Consider the following 21,499-nt stretch of genomic DNA (forward strand, 5'->3'; position numbering starts at 1 on the left):
AAACAGGGACGCATTATCTAGCATATTGAAAAGGGATAGATGGTGTGATACAATAAAAAATTATCACTAACCTCAGGCTGTTGCAAGATGTGATGGGGTACCGGAACATCTGTACAACTATGGAAACTTACACAAAAGCGTTAAGAGAAAAGAAATTGGAAACAATTCAAGCCCTAAATGGGGCGTTCAAAATCTCGTGACCATACTGCCCCAACGGTTACGCGGTTTTTGTGGTGCAGAATTCCATGAAATCCCATGTTGCACCGATCTTACACCAACTCAAAAAGAAATTATGGTGAGTTTTAAGAATTTATGAAAAAGCAGAAAGCTTGGAAACCATTGCGGCGCAAGGATTTGAAAGGATTTAAGAAGAAGGGGGCGACGTTGTGTACTTAAAAGCATTGGAGATCCAGGGCTTCAAGTCCTTTCCGGACAAGACGGTGCTCACCTTTGGGGAGGACATCACCGCCATCGTAGGGCCAAACGGCAGCGGAAAATCCAATATCTCCGACGCCATCCGCTGGGTCATGGGGGAGCAGTCCACCCGGGCCCTGCGGGGAGGGAAGATGGAGGATGTGATCTTCGGCGGCACTGCTCAGCGCCGCCAGACGGGGTATGCCGAGGTGTCCCTCATCCTGGACAACACCAGCCACATCTTTCCCATGGATGAGAGCGAGGTCATGGTGACCCGGCGGTATTACCGCTCCGGGGAGAGCGAGTACTATATCAACCGCCGCTCCGTCCGCCTCAAGGACGTCAACGAGCTGTTCATGGACACCGGCTTGGGCCGGGAGGGCTACTCCATCATCGGTCAGGGCAAGATCGACGAGATCCTCTCCGTCAAGAGCGCCGACCGCCGGGAGGTCTTTGAGGAGGCCGCCGGCATCTCCCGCTACCGCCACCGGAAGGAGGAGGCAGAGCGGAAGCTGGCCCATACGGACGAGAACCTGGTCCGGGTCAACGACAAGATCGCCGAGCTGGAGCTCCAGGTGGAGCCCCTGCGGGAGCAGAGTAAGCGGGCCAGAAAGTTCCTGGTGCTGCGGGACGAGCTGAAGGGGCTGGAGGTCTCCGTGTGGCTGGACACCCTGGAGCGGCTGCGGGCCAGCCACATCAAGCTGGACGCCGATTATCAGGAGGCTGCCCGGCAGAAGGAGGAGGCCCGGGTGGCCCTGGAGCGGCTGTATGCCGCCGCCGAGGCCCTCTCCGCCCAGATGCGGGAGAAGGACGTGGAGGCGGACCGGCTGCGCTTTGAGAGCCAGAGCCGGGAGGCCGCGGCGGCGGAGCTGGAGAGCGCTATCGCGGTGCTGAAGAACAACGTGCAGAACAACCTGGACAACGCTCAGCGCATCCGGGCGGACCTGGACCAGCAGGAAGGCCGGGCGGACAGCCTGGCGGGCCAGATCGGCCAGCGGCAGGAGCGGCTGGCCGAGATCGAGGACAAGCTGACTCGGATGCGGGAGGAGCTGCGGGGCAAGAGCGAGCAGGCCCAGGAGGCGGCCCAGTCTGCCGGGACCATGGCACGGGAGCTGGAGGAACTGCGGCAGAAGGAGGCCATGGAGACGGCCACCGCCGCCGAGGCCAAGGCCCTGCTCTCCGCCCTGGCGGCTGCCGCTCAGGAGGTGCTGGACCGGGACGAGACGGTGCGCCAGGAGCTGCGGGAGCTGGACAGCCGGCTGGAGGAGGGGCGCGCCGCCCAGCGTCAGGCCCGGAAGGCCCTGGCCAAGGCGGTGGAGGAGCGGGACGCGGTGCAGAACGTCATCAGCGGCTACGCCCTGCGCCTGGAGTCACGCCGGAAAAAGGCGGAGCAGGCCCGGGAGCGCCATATGAAGCTCCAGATGGACGAGAATGCCCTGTCATCCCGGGTGAAGATGCTCACCGAGATGGAGAAGCTCCACGAGGGCTACTCCAAGGCGGTCAAGCTGGTGATGGGGGAGGCCCAGCGGGGAAGCCTCCAGCATATCCACGGTCCGGTGGCCGACCTGCTGAAGGTGCCGGAGGAGTACACCGTGGCCATTGAGACCGCGCTGGGGGGCGCCATGCAGAACCTGGTGGTGGACCGGGAGGAGGACGGCAAGGCCGTCATCCAGTATCTGAAGCGCCGAGACGCAGGCCGGGCCACCATTCTGCCCCTCAGCTCCATCCGGCCGGGGGAGCTGAGGGAGGGACAGGCCCTCCGGCGGGAGCCCGGCTTCGTGGGGGTGGGAGATCAGCTGATCTCCTTCCAGCCCCAGTACCGGAACGTGTTTTCCAACCTGCTGGGCCGGGTGGCGGTGATGGAGGACCTGGACCACGCCATCGCAGCGGCCCGGAAATACGGCTATAAGTTCCGCATCGTCACCCTGGACGGGCAGGTGCTGAACCCCGGCGGCTCCATGACCGGCGGCTCCGCCAGCCGCAGTGCCGGCATCTTGAGCCGTGCCAACGAGCTGGAGCGGCTGAACGAACAGGGCCGGGGTCTGCGGGAGCAGCTGGCCCAGGCCGCCAAGGCGCTGGAGGAGGCGGACCGGGAGGCCGCCGCCGCCGGCTATGAGATGGAGACGGCCCAGAGCCAGCTGCGGGAGTGGGAGGACGCCATCCTGAAGGCTGAGGGCGAGGCGGCCCACTGCGACAGCGTGGTGGCCGACCTGGAGCGCCAGTCGTCGTCCCAGAGGGAGGAGCTGGAGCAGCTGAAGAGCCGCTCTGCCCAGATCGAGTCGGACACCCGGGGGGCCAGGAGCCGCATCCAGGAGCTGGAGGGGGCCGCCGCTGCCCTGAAGAGCGAGGCGGAGGGAAAGGTCAGAGGCCAGACGGATCTCCAGGACCGGTCCGCCCGCATCACCCGGGAGCTGTCCGAGCTCACCGCCTCCCTGGCCGCCCTGGAGGCGGAGCAGGAGACCACGGCCAAGAGCCTGGGTGAGCTGAAGAGCCTGCGGGACGACATGGCGGGGGACCGGGAGCAGAACCAGGCCCTCATCGGCCAGTATGAGGAGAAGAACCGCCAGTTCACCCAGGAGATCGGGGAGAAGACAGCACGCCTCCAGGAGCTGCGGGCGGAGAATCAGGTCCGCAGCGAGGAGATCCGCGCCCTGGGCGAGGAAAAGCTGGCCCTGGAGGGACAGCGCAACCAGGCGGACAAGGACAGCAGGGCCAAGAACGACGAGCTGCTGGCCATGGAGCGGGAGGTCTCCATACTGGAGCAGCGGAAGGTGGCTGCCGCCATGGAGGAGAAGCAGCTTTTGGACAAGCTGTGGGAGACCTACGAGCTGTCCCACGAGGCGGCCAAGCAGCACCGGGTGGAGATCGAGTCGGTGCCCAAGGCCAGCCGGCGCATCGGGGAGCTGAAGCGGGCCATCTCCAGCCTGGGCTCCATAAATTTGGGGGCCATCGAGGAGTATCAGCGGGTCAACGAACGATACACCTACCTCACCGACCAGAGAGACGATGTCCAGCGGGCCAAGGGGGAGCTGGAGGAGATCATCGCGGACATCACCGGGGAGATGAAGACCATCTTCGCCCGGGAGTTCCAGACCATCGACCAGGCATTCGGGCAGACCTTCACAGAGCTCTTCGGGGGCGGCAAGGCCACGCTGGAGCTGGAGGACCCGGAGGACATCCTCAACTGCGGCATCGAGATCAAAGTGCAGCCCCCGGGCAAGGCGCTGAAGATCATCACCCTGCTCTCCGGCGGGGAAAAGGCATTCGTGGCCATCGCCCTGTATTTCGCCATTTTGAAGGTCCGGCCCACCCCCTTCGTGGTGATGGACGAGATCGAGGCCGCCCTGGATGACAACAATGTGGCCCGGTTCGCCCATTACATGCGTTCCATGGCGGACAAGACCCAGTTTATCGTCATCACCCACCGGCGCGGCACTATGGAGGAGGCTGACGTCCTCTACGGCGTCACCATGCAGGAGCAGGGCGTGAGCCGTATGCTGACGATCAATCTCAACGACGTGGAGAAAGAGCTGAAGATCCGATGAACTTCCTTTCCCTGCTCCTGCATGGCGGGACCCCAGGCCGGGCCCAGCGAAGCGGGCCGGACTGGGAGAGGAGGCGCAAGGGAGCGGGCGAGGGATGCCCGGAGGGGCGTCCCGAGCAGAAGCGGACTTTGCACCGACGAAGGAGCAGGGCGTGAGCCGTATGCTGACGATCAATCTCAACGACGTGGAGAAAGAGCTGAAGATCCGGTGAGATCTCATTCCTCCCCCTGAATGAGGACGATTTTCTGGATCACTGGGCCTATATCGACCCCAATACTGCCCGCTGGGCGGAGAACAGATATTTTACGGCATAGAACCGGGGAGGACACATTTGAAGGAGAAGGAAAAGGGCGGGTGGCTGCCCATTGTGGGGCTGATCCTGCTGATCGCGGTCCTTTTTGCGGGGGTGAAGCTGGTATTCGCGGGGCTAGGATATGTTATCCCCCAGGACGAAGGTCCCGAAGAGACAGGGAACTGGTACCAGATGTACAACGAGCAGGGGGAGGCGGTGCGCTACACTCTGCGGGAGCCGGGAGAGATCGACCTGTCCGCGCCGGACATCGCCCAGTGGATGGAGCAGGCGGCCGGAGAACTGGAGCAGACCCCGGAGACAGAAGGGATTGTCTTCTGGCTCTACCGCCAGGACACCGACGAGTATCTGCTCTATCTGCCGGACCAGGACCGTTCCCTGCTGGAGGGCGGGCTGACCGCCTCCGAAGAGACGGAGGAGGACAGTGAGGTGTGCCTGGTCCTGCGGGCCCGCACCCCGGAGAACAGCAAGCCGGTGGCGCCGGAGGAGACGCTGTACTGCTTCGCCACTACCTCCGACAGCTGGAACGGAATCCGGGTCCGAGTCATCCTGGACGGCCGGGAGCAGGAGGTCCGCAAGCTGACCTCCATTGGAGACCGGCTGTACTCCACGGAGGAGACCTATATCGGCCGGGACCGACTGGAAGGGAGCGGGACATGAGCCGGAGGACCCTGAGATGCCTGCGCTGCGGCGGGACGATGGAGCTGCTGCGGCGGGAATTTCTCCAGATGGGAAAGACAGGGTGGGTCCTGGGAGATCTGGACAACCTGCTGGCCGGGGCGCTGGATGTGGATATCCTGTGCTGTTCAGACTGCGGGAAGCTGGAATTTTTCCGGGGAGAGTGGTCTGAGCTGGAGGACCCGGAGGGCAGCGGCATCGCCCGGATGGAGTGTCCCAGCTGCGGCAGGAGCTATGAGCTGGACAGCCCCAAGTGCCCCTTCTGCGGAAAGAAGAATACCAGATTGTTTTAAGAAAGGATCAAACGTATGGGCTTTTTTGACAAGCTGAAAAAGATCAATATTTTTGCCAGCTTCGGTTCGGAGCTGACCGACGACTTTTACGATGAGCTGGAGGAGTCCCTGATCCTGGCGGACACCGGCATGGACACCACCCTGGAGCTGGTGGAGGAACTGCGCCGCCGGGTGCGGGAGGAGCGCATCAAGACGGTGGAGGAGGCCCGGACCTGCATGTGCCGGTGTATCGCCGACGCCATGCAGGTGGGCGACCCAGCCCTGGACCTGTCCACCAAGCCTTCGGTGGTACTGTTCATCGGGGTGAACGGGGTGGGCAAGACCACCACCATCGGCAAGATCGGGGCACAGCTGAAGAAGGAGCGGAAAAAGGTGCTGCTGTGCGCCGCCGACACATTCCGGGCCGCCGCCGCAGAGCAGCTGACCATCTGGGCGGACCGCTCCGGCCTGGAGATCATCAGGCAGCACGAGGGTGCGGACCCGGCGGCTGTGGTCTTTGACGCTGCCTCCGCCGCCAAGGCCCGGAACACCGACGTGGTGCTGGTGGATACCGCCGGGCGGCTGCACAACAAACAGAACCTGATGAACGAGCTGAACAAGATCTCCCGGGTCATCGACCGGGAGCTGCCGGGCTGCGCCAAGGAGACCCTGCTGGTGCTGGACGCCACCACAGGGCAGAACGGACTGATCCAGGCCAAGCAGTTCCGGGAGGCCGCCGGCATCACCGGCATCGTCCTCACCAAGCTGGACGGCACCGCCAAGGGGGGCATCGCCATCGCCATCGCCCGGGAGCTGGGCGTGCCTGTGAAGTACGCCGGGGTAGGCGAGGGGATCGACGACCTCAGACCCTTTGACGCGCTGGAGTTTGCGCAGGCGCTCATTTGAGTTAGGAATTGGAGGCCGGCCGTCCTGGCGCTCGCCGGTGTAACACCATGTCACCGGCGGGGCAGCTGCCGCCTCAGAGTTAAGAAAAATTAAGGGTCATATTCATATCTATTTCAACATTTTTCCTCAGCGGTATGGTAAAATAAAATGACGTCTCCCGGAACGGGAGGGGAATACGGAGGGAGGGCCTGCCGTGAAGCGTATCGGGAAGATATTTCTGGGCGTGCTCTGTGCCGCCACATTGGCGGCGGGGGGCTTTTGGATCAACGACCGCCTCTCCTACCCCATCGATCCTGGAATGGACGGGCTGGAGGGCTCTTTGACGAACTGGCTGAACCGGGGGATAGACGCGGTCCATGGCTATCAGCCCCGGCTGCATGAGCCGGTCACCCTGGGAGAGCGGACCTACGTCCCCATGGAGGTGGGGGAGAAGCTGGGCTACGCTCTGCTGGAGCGGAGCATCACTGGCAGATATCGGATCGCCCACACCTCTTCCGGAAACGCCCCCTTTCGGTGCGGTGTGATCGAGGAGAACGGCGGAAAGCAGCTGCTTTTTCAGGGACGGAACACCTTCGGAGAGATCGACAGGGTCCAAATCACACTGGACAGGGGCTATGAATATGAGCTGAAGCTGCCCCGGAAAGAGGTCTTTTTCATCCACACCGGGGTGGACAGCCGTATCCCCACCGGACTTGCCTCCGTGGAGCAGATCACCCTGTACGACGGAGAGGGGCAGGACATCACCGAATCATTTTTCATGAGCATGGGAGGCATTCAGTAAAGACCGCATAAAACAGAGGGGCCCTCAGCGGGCCACTCAGAGAACAGGAGAGGACAAGACGATGCCGCGTATTGACGGAAGAAAAAACGATGAGCTCCGAACCGTGGAGATCATCCCCCATATCAACAAGTTTGCCGAGGGCTCCTGCCTGATCCGGTGCGGAAACACCCATGTGCTGTGCACCGCCAGCGTGGAGGACCGGCCGCCCCGCCACGTGCCCGAGGGGGAGGGCTGGGTCACCGCCGAGTACTCCATGCTCCCCCGGGCCAACCGGGAGCGGTCCCGCCGGGACATCTCCAAGCTGAAGCTGAACGGCCGCTCCGCCGAGATCCAGCGGCTCATCGGCCGTGCTCTGCGCTCTGTGGTGGACATGAAGAAGCTGGGACCCTGGAACATCACCATCGACTGTGATGTGCTCCAGGGGGATGGAGGGACCCGTACCGCCTCCATCACCGGCGGCTTTGTGGCCATGATGCTGGCCTTCCGAAAGATGATGGAAGCAGGCCAGCTGGCGGAGTATCCGGTCAGCGGCTATGTGGCCGCCGTGTCCGCCGGCATCGTGGACGATGTGCCCCTGCTGGACCTGTGCTATGAGGAGGACTCCGCCGCCATGGTGGACCTGAACTGCGTCATGGACGACCAGGGCCGCCTCATCGAGATCCAGGGCACCGGCGAGGAGCGGCCCTTCACGCTGGATGAGCAGCGTCAGCTGGTGGAGCTGTGCGAGAAGGGTATCCGACGGCTTCAGACGGTCCAGCGGGCTGTGCTGGAGGGGTAACTCCAAACCTGAGGAGGCGGAGGCTTTCTACTGCCCCGACTGCCGCCGGATTATTGTCCCTGTGCCGGAGATCGAGACCACCGGACAGAAGCTGAAAAAGAAGCTGGATCAGATCAGGTCTGATATAGAAAAAACCCGGGAGAACTGGCAGGAGCAGAAGGCGGAGCAAAAAGAGGATAAAAAGTGGAACAAACGAAAGGGCAAGGACCCGTGGGAGTGGTAACTATGAAGCTGGTACTAGCAAGTAAAAACAAGAAAAAGCTGGCGGAAATGAACGATATCCTGTCCCATCTGGGCGTGGAGGTCTGCTCTGAGGCTGAGGCGGGGGTGGATGTGGAGGTGGAGGAGACCGGCACCACCTTTGAAGAGAATTCCCTGCTGAAGGCCAGGGCGGTCATGGAGGCCAGCGGTCTGCCTGCCATCGCCGACGACTCCGGGCTGTGCGTGGACGCCCTCAACGGCGCGCCGGGGGTGTACTCTGCCCGGTACGGAGGGCCTGGGCTGGACGACCCGGGACGGGTGCGCCTGCTGCTGGAGAACATGCGGGGCCAGATGCCCCGGACCTGCCGCTTTGTATCGGTGATCACCTGCTGCTTCCCCAACGGAGACGTGCTCTCTGCCAGAGGAGAATGTGAGGGCACCGTGGCCTTCACCCCCATGGGGGAGGGAGGCTTCGGCTATGACCCGGTGTTTTTTGTGCCGCCGCTGAAAAAAACCTTTGCTCAGCTGACGGCGGAGGAGAAGAACGCCATCTCCCACCGGGGGAAGGCTCTGGAGGCGTTTCAGGTGAAACTGAGGGAGTGTCTGGAGAAAAGCTGACGCCCGGCCCCAAATGGGAGCCCAGCGGAGCGGGTCCCATTTGGAGAGGACGAGCAACGGAATAGAGCGGATGTCCGCCGGGAGGCGGACGGAGCGGAATGGAGTTTGTGAGGACGATGGATTTGACAAGCAAACAGCGCGCCCAGCTGCGCGGTCTGGCCAACGGGATCGACACCATCCTGATCGTGGGCAAGGAGGGCATCGGTGACAATTTGGTCAAGCAGGCCAACGATGCCCTGGAGGCCCGGGAGCTGATCAAGGGCAGGGTGCTGGAAAACGCCCTGATGTCGGCCCGGGAGGCGGCGGAGGCGCTGGCCCCCCTGACCAGAAGCGAGGTGGTCCAGGTGATCGGGACCAAATTTGTTCTCTACCGCCAGAGCCACCGGAAGGACAAAAAGGACAAGATCGTGCTGGTGGAGGGAAAGAAGAGAGAAAGCGTACCCCAGAGGGAGCCATAAAAAACAGAATTGTCTCTGAGGAGCGGCAGCAAGAAGGAGTGAAGCGGAAGAAGGGCTGAGAGGAGGCTTGTCTCTTGAAACGGAGAAAATGGCGTGCGGCCCTGACCGCCCTCCTGCTTCTGGCTGCGGTGGGGGGACTGCTCTGGTGCTTCTTTCCCCGCTCCATGATGGAGGGAGAGCTGTACTGTGTGACCCTGTGGGACGGACAGGCGAGGGTAGACCTGACGGACCGGGCAGACCGGGAAGCTGTGACAGAGCGGATCGCGCGCTGCCGGCGGGTCTATGGCGGGAAGGTGGGCGCCTACCAACTGGATAGGTACCCCTTAGAGCTGGGCTTCAGCTACCGGGGGGGCAGCTGGTATCTGATTGCCGGACCGGAGGGCGCCTTCGCCTATGACAGCGGGGAGCGCTTAAACTGGCGCATTCTGGACGGAGAACAGCTGTGGCGGGATCTGGCATCCGCTCTCCCGTCCAGCTCAGAGCCGGGGGAGCGGTGAACTTGGAAAGGAAGGGTGTCTGTATGAAAATTGGGATCTATGGAGGGACCTTCAACCCACCCCACCTGGGGCATCTGGAGGCGGCCCGGACGGCGGTCAAGGTGCTGGAGCTGGACAAGCTGATCCTGATCCCGGCGGCGGTCCCGCCCCACAAGGCCCTGCCGGAGGGGACGCCGGAGGGCGCCCACCGTCTGGCCATGACCGAGCGGATGGCGGACGCCCTATCCATGCCGAAGGTGGCGGAGGTATCCCGCATGGAGCTGGACCGGGAGGGCAAGAGCTATACCGCCGATACCCTCCGGGCCATCCGGGCTCAGTACCCGGACGCCCAGCTGTGGCTGCTTATGGGGACAGACATGTTCCTCACCCTCCACCTGTGGCACGACCCGGAGGTCATCACCCAGCTGGCGGGGATCTGCGCCTTTGGCAGAACAGAGCAGGACGGAGAGGAGCTGTTCGCCCCCCAGAGGGAGTTCCTCTCCCAGAAGTATCAGGCCCAGATCGTCACCATCACCCTGCCGGGACTGGTGGATGTGTCCTCTACCCGGTTGCGGGAGCTGCTGGCCCGGGGGGAGGGACAGGAGTATCTGCTCCCCCAGGTGTACGGCTATATCCTGATGAACCGGCTGTACGGCACCCACGCGGACCTGAAGCGGCTGGAGCTTCCGGAGCTGCGGGCCTGTTCCTACTCCATGATCCGGGCCAAGCGGGTCCCACATGTTATGGGCGTGGAGGAGGAGGCGGTGCGCCTGGCCGAGCGGTGGGGCGGAGACGAGGGGATGGCCCGCCGGGCCGCTATCCTCCACGACTGCACCAAGTATCTGGAACTGGACGACCAGCTCCGTCTGTGCCGGCAGTACGGGGTGGAGCTGGATGAGCTGGAACAGCAGGCGGTGAAGCTGCTCCACGCCAAGACGGGGGCCTGTATCGCTCGGGACATTTTTGGGGAACCTGATGAGGTGTACCAGGCCATCTTCTGGCATACCACGGCCAAGGCGGACATGACCCTGCTGGAAAAGATCATCTATATCGCCGATTACATCGAGCCCAACCGGGACTTCGAGGGGGTGGAGGAGCTGCGCCGGCTGGCGTATGAGGACCTGGACCGGGCCCTGCTGCTGGGGGTGGAGACCACCATCCAGGAGATGCGGGACCGCCGGCTCCCTATCCACACCAATACCCTCCGGGCCCGGGACTGGCTGAGAGAGCACGGGACAAAAACAGAGGAATGACAAGAGGAACGAGCAGATGAGCACTGAGAACAGAGGACGCAGAGAGCAGCATCGGGAGCGGCGCTCCCTGGGAGAGAAGTTTCAACAGTGGCGGCAGCAGCGCCGGGAGTGGATCGCCGGGATGACCCGGGGACAGCGCATCCGGCACCGCCTGCTCCAGGCGGCGGTGGTCCTGGCCATCGCCATCATCGCGGTCTGGGCGGTGATGAGCGCCTGGATACGGGTGCCCAAGGTGCCTGACCCGCCGACGGCCGGCCCGGACACCACCCAGCAGCCCGGGGAGGGAGAGGACATCCAGTTCACGGGGGCAGAGCTGCCCAATGTGGCCAAGAGCGGACGGAAGGAGGGCTACTACACCTTCCTGGTGGTGGGGCGGGACGTGGCCAGCGGCCTGACGGACACCATCCTCCTCTTTACGTTCGACACCAATAACAAGAGCCTGAACGCCATCAGCCTGCCACGGGACACTATGATCAACACCAGCGCCAAGGGCGGTTCGCTGAAGCGGATCAACGTGGTGTACAACCGCAACCGGGGCTCCTCCGACCTGCCGGAGGCCCAGCGGGTGGAGAACGGCATGACTGCCCTGAAGCAGGAGGTGAGCCGCCTGACCGGCATCTACCCCGACTTCTATGTGATGGTGGAGTGGGAGGCCATCGGCGAGCTGGTGGACGCCTTGGGCGGAGTGTACTTCGACGTCCCATTTGATATGAACTACGACGATCCCTATCAGGACCTGCATATCCACCAGGAGGCTGGCTACCGGAAGCTGAGCGGGGAGGACGCCATGGAGGTCATCCGCTGGCGGAAGAACAACGGGGAGCCCTCTCCGGGCGATGTGGGACGTATCCAGATCCAGCAGGACTTCCTCTCCGCCGTACTGGACAAGTGCCTCCAGCCAGCAACCCTGCTGAAGGCCCCGGCACTGGCCCAGGTGTTCCTGAACAACGTGACCACCGACCTGACAGTGGGCAATATCCTGGCCTTCGCACAGCTGGCCATCGGCATGGACCCGGAGAGCGATGTGAAATTTTCCACTATGCCCTATACCGGGGTCATGTATGACAGGGCCTCACTGGTGCTGCCGGTGGAGAAGGAGCTGCTGGAGATCCTCAACAGCGGCATGAACCCCTATGTGGACCAGATCCAGTCCAGCGACCTCCAGCTGATGTACAAAAAGAGCGGCGGGGGATACGGGGTCACCACCGGCACCCTGCTGGACTCCAGCATGGCTTACGCCGGGGCCTCCAGCTCCTCCTCGGGGACACAGACTACCCAGGAGACAGAGGAGCCTGAGACAGAACAGCCAGGGGAGACGGACGCCGGGACGGAGACCCCCGGCACCACGCCCCCGGAGGGCACGGAGACCGGAACCGGGGAACCCGGCAGCACCGGCTCGGAGACTGGGGAGCCCGGCACGCAAGGGCCGGAGGGAGAGACTCCCGATACGGATGACCCCGGGGCTGTGCAGCCTGAAGGGCCCGGCCAGGGGGAGGGAGCTGGAGCCTCCCAGCCGGAGCAGGACCCTGGCGGCGGGAACGGGGGTGCGTCACAGTCCGAACCCTCCCAGCCCGGCACAGAGGGGGAGAGCGGCGGCAGCGATCTGCCCCCGGAGTGGCTGCTGCCTGATGTGGCGTGATGCCTGATACAGAATACAAAAAGGAAAGGAATTTTGCCCATGACATCCCGAGAGAGTGCGATCGTGTTAGCCAAAGCCCTGGACAGTAAGAAGGGCATGGAGATCAAGGTGCTGAAGACGGAGGAGCTGACCACCCTGGCGGACTACTTCGTCATCTGTACTGCCTCCTCCACCACCCAGATCAAGGCCCTGTCTGACGTCTGCGAAGAGGCGATGGAGCGGAACGGAGAGCGGGTCCACCACATTGAGGGCCACCGGGGCGGCACCTGGGTGCTGATGGATTTCTCCTCCGTGGTGGTCCATATCTTCATGGACGAGGCCCGGAAATTCTATGACTTGGAGCGCCTGTGGGGCGATGCCCAGGAGGAGGATCTGAGCCAGGTCCTGAAGCCGGAATAAGAGAGAACGATAAAACAGACAAAGAGGCCGGTGCGCTTGCGCACCGGCCTCTTCGGAGTAAGAAAGAAAACCACCGGGAAGTTGGTCCTCTGATCGAATGGGAGATGGGGGCGCTACGCCAGAGCGAGGGCGGGCAGGCCCCCCATGTCCCCCTGGTGGACCGTCCGGAGCTGATGGATCTGACAGAAGTCGGCAGGACGGACCAGGGCCGGCGGCTTGGAGAGTTCCAGCGCCCCGCTGTCCCGCAGGAGGCCGGCCACGAACTGGGAGCAGAAGTAGTGGTCACGCCGGTCCAGCGGGAGGTTGAAGAAGCAGGAGAGGGCACCCAGCAGATTGTAGTGGTATCGCTGCCGCTGGGCGTACATAGCACTGATCTGCCGGCGGAGGCTGGCGTATATCTCTGGGGAGACGGACAGCTCATAGAGGCAGCAGGGGACCTGCTGCCTCTTGGTCCGGAGCTCCGGACCGATTTGTTCCTCCACCAGCCCGGCCGGGAGGGCAAAGTGGGAGTATTTCCGGGCAAAGCTGTAAAAGGGACCTATGGGGCCGTCCAGTCCAATGGATGCATGGGTATAGGAATCCGCAGTGGCCAGATGGATCAGACGGGAAAACCAGGTCCCGGAGCGGGTCAAAAGGATGTAGATGGTGCGCGCCTCTGTGGTGTTTCCCATGATGTTTTCTCCCTTCCTGTCTGTGTGCATTCAGGATACAGGATGGATTCTAAGAGGCAATAAAGAGAAGATTAAGATTTTTTGAAAGAGAGATGAGAATTTTTTTATCATCTCTTCCGGGAGACGGACGCGGAAAAAGGGGGGAGCGGCCCTTGCAATCATCGAAATTTTCGGATATAATATTACGGAAATTTATGCGTATGCCTGCCGGAGGGTTCACTCCGGCGCAGAAATACAGGAAAGTGTGATTGATTTGAAGTACGATTTCACAGCCATCGAAAAGAAGTGGCAGAGCAGGTGGAAGGAGGAAAAGACCTTCGCCTGCCAGAACGGCGACACCTCCAAGCCCAAGTTCTACGGCCTGGTAGAGTTCCCCTACCCCTCCGCCGCCGGCCTGCATGTGGGCCATCCCAGGCCCTACACCGCCATGGACGTGATCGCCCGGAAGAAGCGGATGGACGGCTATAATGTGCTGTTCCCCATCGGCTACGACGCCTTCGGCCTGCCTACTGAGAACTTCGCCATCAAGAATCACGTCCATCCCGCTAAGGTGACCAAGGACAACATCGCTAACTTTACCCGCCAGCTCCATATGCTGGGCTACTCCTTCGACTGGGACCGGGTGGTGGACACCACCGACCCCGGTTACTACAAGTGGACCCAGTGGATTTTCCTTCAGTTATATAAGCACGGTCTGGCCTATAAGACCACCATGCCTGTGAACTGGTGCACCTCCTGTAAGTGTGTGCTGGCCAATGAGGAGGTGGTAGAGGGCGTGTGTGAGCGCTGCGGCGCCCCCGTCATCCGCAAGGAAAAGAGCCAGTGGATGCTGAAGATCACAGAGTACGCCCAGAAGCTTATCGACGGTCTGGACACTGTGGACTTTATCGACCGGGTCAAGACCCAGCAGCGCAACTGGATCGGCCGCTCCACCGGCGCCGAGGTGGTATTCAAGGCCACTACCGGCGAGGACATCAAGGTCTTTACTACCCGGCCCGACACCCTGTTTGGTGCGACTTACATGGTCCTCTCCCCGGAGCACGCCCTGGTGCGGGGCTGGCTGGAGAGCGGCAGGCTGAAGAATGCAGATGCGGTCGTCTCCTATCAGAAGGCGGCGGCCTCCAAGTCTGACCTGGAGCGCACCGAGCTGAATAAGGAAAAGACCGGCGTGGAGCTGGACGGCGTCCGGGGTGTCAACCCGGTCAACGGCAAGGAGATCCCCATCTTCATCTCCGACTACGTCCTGTCCACCTACGGCACCGGCGCCATCATGGCCGTTCCTGCCCACGACGACCGCGACTGGGAGTTTGCCAGGAAGTTCGGCTGTGAGATCATCGAGGTGGTATCCGGCGGCGAGGACGTGCAGAAGGCCGCTTTCACCGCCAAGGACGACACCGGTATCATGGTCAACTCCGACTTCCTCAACGGCCTGACGGTGAAGGAAGCCATTCCTGTTATCACCAAGTGGCTGGAGGAAAAGGGCATCGGCGAGGCCAAGGTGAATTATAAGCTGCGGGACTGGGTGTTCTCCCGCCAGCGCTACTGGGGCGAGCCCATCCCCATGATCTGGTGCGACAAGTGCGGCTGGCAGCCTGTGCCTGAAGATCAGCTGCCCCTGCTCCTGCCCGAGGTGGAGAGCTACGAGCCCACTGACGACGGCGAATCCCCCATCTCCAAGATGACCGACTGGGTAAACACCACCTGCCCCTGCTGCGGCGGCCCGGCCAAGCGCGAGACCGACACCATGCCCCAGTGGGCCGGCTCCAGCTGGTACTTCCTGCGGTATATGGATCCCCACAACGACAAGGCTCTGGCGTCCAAGGAGGCCCTGGAGTACTGGGGACAGGTGGACTGGTACAACGGCGGCATGGAGCATACCACCCTCCATCTGCTCTACTCCCGGTTCTGGAACAACTTCCTCCATGACATCGGGGTCATCCCCTGTGCTGAACCCTATGCCAAGCGCACCAGCCACGGCATGATCCTGGGCAAGAACCCCCATTATGTGGGCAATGTGGAGACCGAGGAGGAGAAGCAGGCACTCATTGAAAAGTACGGCAATCAGGCCCTGCGTCCCTCTGTCAAGATGTCCAAGTCTCTGGGCAACGTGGTCAACCCCGACGACGTGATCCGGGATTACGGCGCGGACACCATGCGCCTGTATATCATGTTCATCGGTGACTTTGAAAAGACAGCGGTTTGGTCCGACGACTCCGTCCGTGGCTGCAAGCGCTTCCTGGACCGGGTGTGGAACCTGGCTACTGAGCAGGAGCACACCGGCGAGGAGTACTCCAAGGCCAACGAGGCCGCTGTCCACAAGGCCATCAAAAAGGTGTCTGAGGATATCGAGGCCATGAAGTTCAATACCGCCATTGCCGCCCTGATGTCCCTGGTCAACGACTTCTATGCCAACGGAGCCAGCCGGGGCGATATGAAGGCCCTGCTGCTGATGCTCTCCCCCTTCGCTCCCCACATGTGTGAGGAGCTGTGGGAGATGGCCGGCTACGGCGGGCAGGTATGCCTCCAGGCCTGGCCTGAGTATGACGAGAGCAAGACCGTGGCCGCCACTGTGCAGATGGCAGTCCAGGTGGGCGGCAAGGTCCGGGCCAACATCGTGGTCCCCACGGACAGCGACGAGGCGGCTGTAGTGGCCTCCGCCCTGGCGGAGCCCAAGATCGCACGCATGGCGGAGGGGATGGACTTAGTCAAGTCCATCGTGGTCAAGGGCCGCCTGGTGAACCTGATCTTCAAGCCCAAGGCGTGAGACCCATCCGGGCGGAGCGGGTTTTCATAAAATGTTCAAATTTTCTCGGGAAACTGGAGCTTGACAAGAAGGAAAAAGTCTAATATAATGAATCTGTTAAAGCCATATGAATGGCCCTTTCGCGGCAGGGGACGCCCCGCCGCGCCGGAGGGAGGGAAATATAAATGTCGGAAGTCCGTGTAAGAGAAAACGAGTCTTTGGAGAGCGCGCTGAAGCGCTTTAAGCGCAGCTGTGCCAAGTCTGGCGTGCTGGCTGAGGTCCGGAAGCGTGAGCACTACGAGAGCCCCAGCGTTAAGCGCCGCAAGAAGTCCGAGGCTGCCCGCAAGAATCGCAAGAAGTTCTATTAAGGCATCAAAAACGCCGCAGCGTGAGCTGCGGCGTTTTCTAATGACAAAAGCCCTCCAGACCGGAGGGCTTTTCCGCTTTTCAGGCAGGAAAGGGGGTCACAGCTCGATGTTGCCGGCGGCCTTGTCATTGACCACATAGTAGGCCTTGCCATCCTCCGGCTTGACATACAGGCAGAGCTTCTTGATGGAGGCGGCGCGGTGGCCCTCAGCCAGATAGGCCGCCTTAGCGCGTTCGGCTAACTCAGAGACGTTCCACTCTCCGCTGCCAAACTGGACAAAGATATCCTCCGTCTTCTGGGGTGCGGCCTTGGCAGCGGGCTGCTTTTTAGCCTTGGCGGCCTTGGGCTTGGCGGCGGTCTCAGCGGCCTTTTCTGTCACAGGCTTGGAAGCCTGTTCCACTACGGTCTCGGCCGCCTTCTCAGCGACAGGCTCAGCCGCCTTCTCAATTGTCTCCGGGGTCTTCTTCATAGTAGGACACTCCTTTTTCTTACGCAACATGATGCGATAGTAGGCTGAGGAAGAAAAATCGATCTTTCTTGTATGTTACACTTTTATTCTGTCACTTTCAAGAGTATGATGGAAAATAATTGAATTTATTCGCTCAAAACAAAAAAGCGGAGGAAAAAAGCCCTTTTCTTATGAGGTTTGTTGGTGTGTTTTTGGAGGAAATAGGATAAATTTAAAAAACCGGTTAGGAAGCCCGCATTGGAAGGGGACCTTACCGGCGGAGGAGCGGAAGAAAGCACAGGGATGGCCCCACAATTTTATCAGTTCTTAAGATTTTCGGTCTTGCAACTTAAACTGTCTATGCTATCCTTATAGTACAGTCGGGCCGGACCTGCTGAGCCGGCCGGAAATGAAGCTTCTGGGGGAGAGAGTATGTACACGATACTGATTTGTGACGATGACCGGGACATCGTCTCCGCACTGGATATCTACCTGACCAGCGAGGGGTACCGCACCATCGCGGCATATAACGGCCGGGAGGCTATCCAGGCGGCGGAGGAAAACGAGATCCATCTGATCCTGATGGACGTGATGATGCCTGAGCTGGATGGCATCCGGGCCACGGCCAAGCTGCGGGAGGGGAGCAATGTGCCCATTATCCTGCTTACCGCCAAGAGCGAGGATACAGACAAGATCCTGGGACTGAACATCGGGGCGGACGACTACATTACAAAGCCCTTCAATCCCCTGGAGGTGATCGCCCGGGTGAAGAGCCAGCTGCGCCGCTATACGGCACTGGGGGGAGCGGAGAAGGCGCCCGGTATGCTCACCGTGGGCCCCATCTCTATGGACGACGGGTCCAAGCAGGTGATGGTGGACGGTGCGCCTGTGTCCCTGACGCCCATTGAGTATAACATTTTGAAGCTGCTCCTCTCCCACCCGGGACAGGTCTTTTCCTCTGCCCAGATCTATGAACAGGTATGGAACGACCCCGCCTACGGCTCAGAGAACACGGTGGCGGTCCACATCCGGCATCTGCGGGAGAAGATCGAGATCGACCCCGCCGAGCCCCGCTATCTGAAAGTAGTGTGGGGGCTGGGCTATAAGATCGAGAAAGGGGGAGCGTGAGTGAGCGATGTCCGAAAGAGCGTGCCGGCCAAGGTGATCGCCTCACTGCTGATTCTGGTGTCCGTCTTCAGCCTGTGCTGGCAGGGGATGGCTGTGCTGCGGGGGATCGACTATGTGCTGACAGACAGCTGGCAGGATACCTGGGAGTTCAAAGAGCTGATCCGGGAACGGGAGGACCAGCTGGCCGAGTGGTTCGCGGCCAGAGCCGCGCTGGAGGATCCTGGACTGGCCTATCTGGACCAGGTGCGGTATGAGACAGATGCGGAGCGGATCGGAGCAGCAATGGCGCAGGATCAGACCTCTTTCCGCTACCGGGTGCTCAGTCAGGACGGGACAAAGGTCCTAGCCACCAATCTGGCGCCGGGGGAGTCCCTGGAGCAGCTGGTGCCCGAGATCCACTCCGCTGTGTTCCGTCCAGGGGAGCACCTGACCCAGCCCTGGAACAGCAGCCCCGATGCGGGGGACCCTGCGCTGGTGACGGAGGGGTCGGAGGAGAGCGGAGATGCCTATTATATCATCGAGTGTGGCGTCCCCCAGGAGCTGTCCGGGGCAGAGGATGAATTTTCTGAGCTCCATGCCCGCGACACAGGGGGCCGGAAAGAGATCCCCCTGAGGATCGCTGCCACCTGTGTGTGCCTGGTGCTCTCCCTTGCCTGCTTTGCCTTTCTCATGTGGTCCTCCGGCCATAAGGAGGGAGTGGAGGGGATCGTCCTCACCTGGCAGGAAAAAATCTATTTTGACCTGTATCTGATCGGGGCGGGGGTCCTGTTTTTCATTCTGATTTTCCCGCTGATGGAGTTCCTGTACGGCTGGGGGTATGCGTCTCAGGAGAGCTATGAGAACCAGGTGAGCGCCATCGTGGTCTCTCTGTGCGTAACGGCTATGACGGCGCTGGCCGTGCTGGTCCTGCGCACCCTGGTGGTGCGCTGCAAGGCGGGGGTCCTGGCCCGCACTACCCTGGTTTGCCGGGCATGCAGCTGGATATGGAGCGGTCTGCTGGATGCCATCCGCTCCTTCCCCATGATATGGAGAAGCGTGGCGGGGTTTTTGGCCTATCTGGTGCTATGCTTTTTTGCCCGCCGCATCTGGTGGGACAATCCCATCCCTCTGTTTCTGATCAATCTTGGGATGCTGCTGTGGCTGTGCCACTGGAGTGTCTGCTTCCAGCGCCTGCGGAAGGGGAGCGAGGCCATCGCGGGCGGCAACCTGAACCACCAGATCGACACTACCCGCATGCCCCACGATCTCAGGCTCCACGCCGAGGCGCTCAACAACATTGCTGACGGGCTCAACGGTGCGGTGGAGGAGAAGATGAAGAGTGAGCGATTCAAGGCGGAGCTCATCACCAACGTCTCCCACGATCTGAAGACTCCTCTCACCTCTATTATAAATTATGTCAACCTCCTGAAAATGGAGGAGGTGGAAAACCCCAAAGCCCGGGAATACATCGAGGTGCTGGATCGGAAGTCCCAGCGGCTGAAAAAGCTCACAGAGGATCTGGTGGAGGCGTCCAAGGCCTCCACAGGCGCGCTGACGGTGAACCGGGAGAAGATCGGAATGTGCCAGCTGGTGGACCAGGCTCTGGGGGAGTACGAGGAGAAGCTGGAGGCCCGGAAGCTCACAGTGGTCCCCAGTCTGCCGGAGGGGGAGACCTATGTGTATGCGGACGGGCGCCATCTGTGGCGGGTCATTGACAACCTACTGGGCAACTGTGCCAAATATGCCATGGAGGGGACACGCATCTATCTGGAGCTGGTCCGGGGGAAGGGGCAGGTGACCCTGTCCATCAAGAACATCTCCCGGGACCCGCTGAACGTGCCGCCGGAGCGGTTGATGGAGCGCTTCGTCCGGGGGGACGAGTCCCGGACCACCGAGGGCTCCGGGCTGGGGCTGTCCATCGCCCGCAGCCTGACGGAGCTCCAGGGCGGGACCTTCGAGCTGGCGGTGGACGGGGACCTGTTCAAGGCCACCGTGACCATGCCCCAGTCGGGCTGAGCGGAAAGAGAGGAGAGGCATCCGCCTCTCCTCTCTTTCTGTCCTCTGCGCGAAAAAGGGCGTGTGTGCCTGCCTCTTGCATTGGAACTGGTTTCCTGCTATAATCAACACGAAAAACAAAAATGCGGCAGTTTGCGGGCGCGCCAACGCCCGCAAACCTGCGCAGGTGCTGACACCACCTACACAACGGCCATCCGGCCGCACCGCATGGATATTATACGACATTCCGGTCTTTCTTGTAAAGGTCGGTTTTGCTGTTGTACTCCTGCGTCCGTGTTGCATGGAGAAGCCCGTGCTTCTCGCGCTGTGTAGGCTTGCCCTGCACGGCGTTTTTGTTTTTCGCCCGCCGCCCGGGGGCGGGAGCCCCCGGGGCCGGTGCGGTGAAGAACACAAATGGAGGAGTATCGAACATGGACGCAGAGACACAGAGACAGACGCCAAAGCTTAGGACCAACCTGGACACGAACTTTTTGAAGCTGTTCGCCATCCTGACTATGGTGGTGGACCACGTGGGGACCGTCTTTTTCCCCCAGCACCCGGAATTCCGGTGGGTAGGACGGCTGGCCTTCCCGATTTTCTGCTACTGCCTGACAGTTGGCCTGATGTACACACGGGACATCAGGCGGTATCTGGGGCGGCTGGCGCTCTTTGTGGTGGTCTCCCAGCCCTTCTTCGCCCTGGCCTTCCATCCCCACAACTTCTGGGAAGAGCTCACCAGCTGGAACATCTTTGTCACTCTGTTTTTCAGCCTGCTGGCCATCTACGGCGTGAAGGAGCGGAAGTGGTGGTGGTTCCTCCTTGGGGTGCTGGCCATCAACGTTCTGAACGCGGACTACGCCAACACGGGCGTCATCCTGACCCTGATCTTCTACCTGTGCCGGAACAAGCCCTGGCTGGGGGCGCTGCTCTATGTGCTGAGCTACCTCCCGGCTCTCTGGGGCGGGTCCCTGGAGGACCCAACGGCCCTGGTGGTGGGGGGATACGCCATCGGCTTTGAGATCTTTGCCCTCCTGTCTGCGCCGCTGATCTTCCTGCCCACCCATTTCGGGCCGAAGATCCCCAAATGGTTCTTCTACGCCTTCTATCCGGGCCACTTGTTGGTCATCTTCCTGGTGCGGACGGCCCTGGGGATATAAGAAAAACAGAGAGCCGCCCGGCGATGCCGGGCGGCTCTCTCACATTCATGGGGCGCGGAACGTCGCTTTTCCTCTTGCATTGCACGGCGTTCCCTGCTATAATCGACTTGAAAAACAAAAATGCGGCAGTTTATGGGTGCTGGTAACACCCATAAACCTGCGCAGGTGCTCGAACCACCTACACAACGGCCATTCGGCCGCACCGCATGGAATATGATACGACATTCCGGCCTTTTTGTAAAGGGCGGTTTTTGCCGTTGTATTCCTGCGCCCGTGTTGCATC

General features: G+C 61.4%; 20 protein-coding genes. 18 read left to right on the forward strand and 2 right to left on the reverse strand.

Annotated features, from left to right (window positions below):
* Window positions 1-386 precede the first annotated feature (386 nt).
* From smc to rsfS, 13 genes are all read left to right on the forward strand, one after another.
* Window positions 387-3,959 carry a chromosome segregation protein SMC gene (gene smc / locus BN1969_RS08060; RefSeq protein ID WP_050623833.1) on the forward strand — a complete coding sequence of 1,191 codons (3,573 nt, stop codon included), beginning with the start codon at window positions 387-389 and terminating at the stop codon, window positions 3,957-3,959.
* Between the two features lie 331 nt (window positions 3,960-4,290).
* Entirely contained in the window at window positions 4,291-4,929 is a 639-nt protein-coding gene (locus BN1969_RS08065; protein WP_050623834.1) for a hypothetical protein, read from the forward strand.
* Window positions 4,926-5,240 (forward strand): hypothetical protein, encoded by a 315-nt coding sequence (locus BN1969_RS08070; protein ID WP_050623835.1) that lies wholly within the window; start codon window positions 4,926-4,928, stop codon window positions 5,238-5,240. The genes BN1969_RS08065 and BN1969_RS08070 overlap by 4 nt, the downstream gene beginning before the upstream one ends.
* Before the next feature lie 15 nt (window positions 5,241-5,255).
* Window positions 5,256-6,125 carry a signal recognition particle-docking protein FtsY gene (gene ftsY / locus BN1969_RS08075; RefSeq protein WP_050623836.1) on the forward strand — a complete coding sequence of 290 codons (870 nt, stop codon included), beginning with the start codon at window positions 5,256-5,258 and terminating at the stop codon, window positions 6,123-6,125.
* A gap of 193 nt (window positions 6,126-6,318) precedes the next feature.
* Window positions 6,319-6,906 (forward strand): hypothetical protein, encoded by a 588-nt coding sequence (locus BN1969_RS08080; RefSeq protein WP_050623837.1) that lies wholly within the window; start codon window positions 6,319-6,321, stop codon window positions 6,904-6,906.
* Window positions 6,907-6,967: 61 nt separating this feature from the next.
* Window positions 6,968-7,684, forward strand: coding sequence for a ribonuclease PH (gene rph / locus BN1969_RS08085; RefSeq protein ID WP_050623838.1), 717 nt, complete (start codon window positions 6,968-6,970; stop codon window positions 7,682-7,684).
* A gap of 61 nt (window positions 7,685-7,745) precedes the next feature.
* Entirely contained in the window at window positions 7,746-7,907 is a 162-nt protein-coding gene (locus BN1969_RS17895; RefSeq protein ID WP_154669730.1) for a hypothetical protein, read from the forward strand.
* A 2-nt stretch (window positions 7,908-7,909) separates the two neighbouring features.
* A complete protein-coding gene (locus BN1969_RS08090) occupies window positions 7,910-8,503 on the forward strand; it encodes an XTP/dITP diphosphatase (RefSeq protein WP_050623839.1) in 594 nt (197 codons plus the stop codon).
* 116 nt (window positions 8,504-8,619) lie between these two features.
* The gene (locus BN1969_RS08095; protein ID WP_050625435.1) at window positions 8,620-8,961 is read left to right on the forward strand and encodes a YhbY family RNA-binding protein; all 342 of its coding nucleotides are present in this window, start codon (window positions 8,620-8,622) and stop codon (window positions 8,959-8,961) included.
* Between the two features lie 74 nt (window positions 8,962-9,035).
* Window positions 9,036-9,458 (forward strand): hypothetical protein, encoded by a 423-nt coding sequence (locus BN1969_RS08100; RefSeq protein WP_050623840.1) that lies wholly within the window; start codon window positions 9,036-9,038, stop codon window positions 9,456-9,458.
* Window positions 9,459-9,481: 23 nt separating this feature from the next.
* Window positions 9,482-10,690, forward strand: coding sequence for a nicotinate (nicotinamide) nucleotide adenylyltransferase (gene nadD, locus BN1969_RS08105; protein ID WP_050623841.1), 1,209 nt, complete (start codon window positions 9,482-9,484; stop codon window positions 10,688-10,690).
* Window positions 10,691-10,706: 16 nt separating this feature from the next.
* Window positions 10,707-12,329 (forward strand): LCP family protein, encoded by a 1,623-nt coding sequence (locus BN1969_RS08110; RefSeq protein ID WP_050623842.1) that lies wholly within the window; start codon window positions 10,707-10,709, stop codon window positions 12,327-12,329.
* 39 nt (window positions 12,330-12,368) lie between these two features.
* Window positions 12,369-12,728, forward strand: coding sequence for a ribosome silencing factor (gene rsfS, locus BN1969_RS08115; RefSeq protein WP_050623843.1), 360 nt, complete (start codon window positions 12,369-12,371; stop codon window positions 12,726-12,728).
* A 113-nt stretch (window positions 12,729-12,841) separates the two neighbouring features.
* On the opposite strand, the gene BN1969_RS08120 is transcribed toward rsfS, so the two are convergent.
* The gene (locus BN1969_RS08120) at window positions 12,842-13,399 is read right to left on the reverse strand and encodes a hypothetical protein (protein WP_050623844.1); all 558 of its coding nucleotides are present in this window, start codon (window positions 13,397-13,399) and stop codon (window positions 12,842-12,844) included.
* Between the two features lie 253 nt (window positions 13,400-13,652).
* On the opposite strand from BN1969_RS08120, the gene leuS reads away from it, so the two are divergent.
* Window positions 13,653-16,163, forward strand: a complete 2,511-nt coding sequence (gene leuS, locus BN1969_RS08125) for a leucine--tRNA ligase (protein WP_050623845.1) — start codon at window positions 13,653-13,655, stop codon at window positions 16,161-16,163.
* A 164-nt stretch (window positions 16,164-16,327) separates the two neighbouring features.
* Window positions 16,328-16,510 carry a 30S ribosomal protein S21 gene (gene rpsU, locus BN1969_RS08130; RefSeq protein WP_023348912.1) on the forward strand — a complete coding sequence of 61 codons (183 nt, stop codon included), beginning with the start codon at window positions 16,328-16,330 and terminating at the stop codon, window positions 16,508-16,510.
* A gap of 96 nt (window positions 16,511-16,606) precedes the next feature.
* Here rpsU and BN1969_RS08135 read toward each other — a convergent pair whose 3' ends face one another.
* Entirely contained in the window at window positions 16,607-16,978 is a 372-nt protein-coding gene (locus BN1969_RS08135; RefSeq protein WP_050623846.1) for a DUF6465 family protein, read from the reverse strand.
* Between the two features lie 411 nt (window positions 16,979-17,389).
* Between BN1969_RS08135 and BN1969_RS08140 the strand changes: the two genes are divergently transcribed.
* The 3 genes from BN1969_RS08140 (at window position 17,390) to BN1969_RS08150 (ending at window position 21,216) form a co-directional block, all read left to right on the forward strand.
* Entirely contained in the window at window positions 17,390-18,085 is a 696-nt protein-coding gene (locus BN1969_RS08140) for a response regulator transcription factor (RefSeq protein ID WP_050623847.1), read from the forward strand.
* Entirely contained in the window at window positions 18,086-20,080 is a 1,995-nt protein-coding gene (locus BN1969_RS08145) for a sensor histidine kinase (protein ID WP_050623848.1), read from the forward strand.
* A gap of 410 nt (window positions 20,081-20,490) precedes the next feature.
* A complete protein-coding gene (locus BN1969_RS08150; protein WP_050623849.1) occupies window positions 20,491-21,216 on the forward strand; it encodes a TraX family protein in 726 nt (241 codons plus the stop codon).
* The last annotated feature ends 283 nt before the right edge of the window (window positions 21,217-21,499 follow it).

Origin of the sequence: Clostridium phoceensis, from assembly GCF_001244495.1 — a bacterium.
Taxonomy (GTDB): Bacteria; Bacillota; Clostridia; order Oscillospirales; family Oscillospiraceae; genus Lawsonibacter; species Lawsonibacter asaccharolyticus.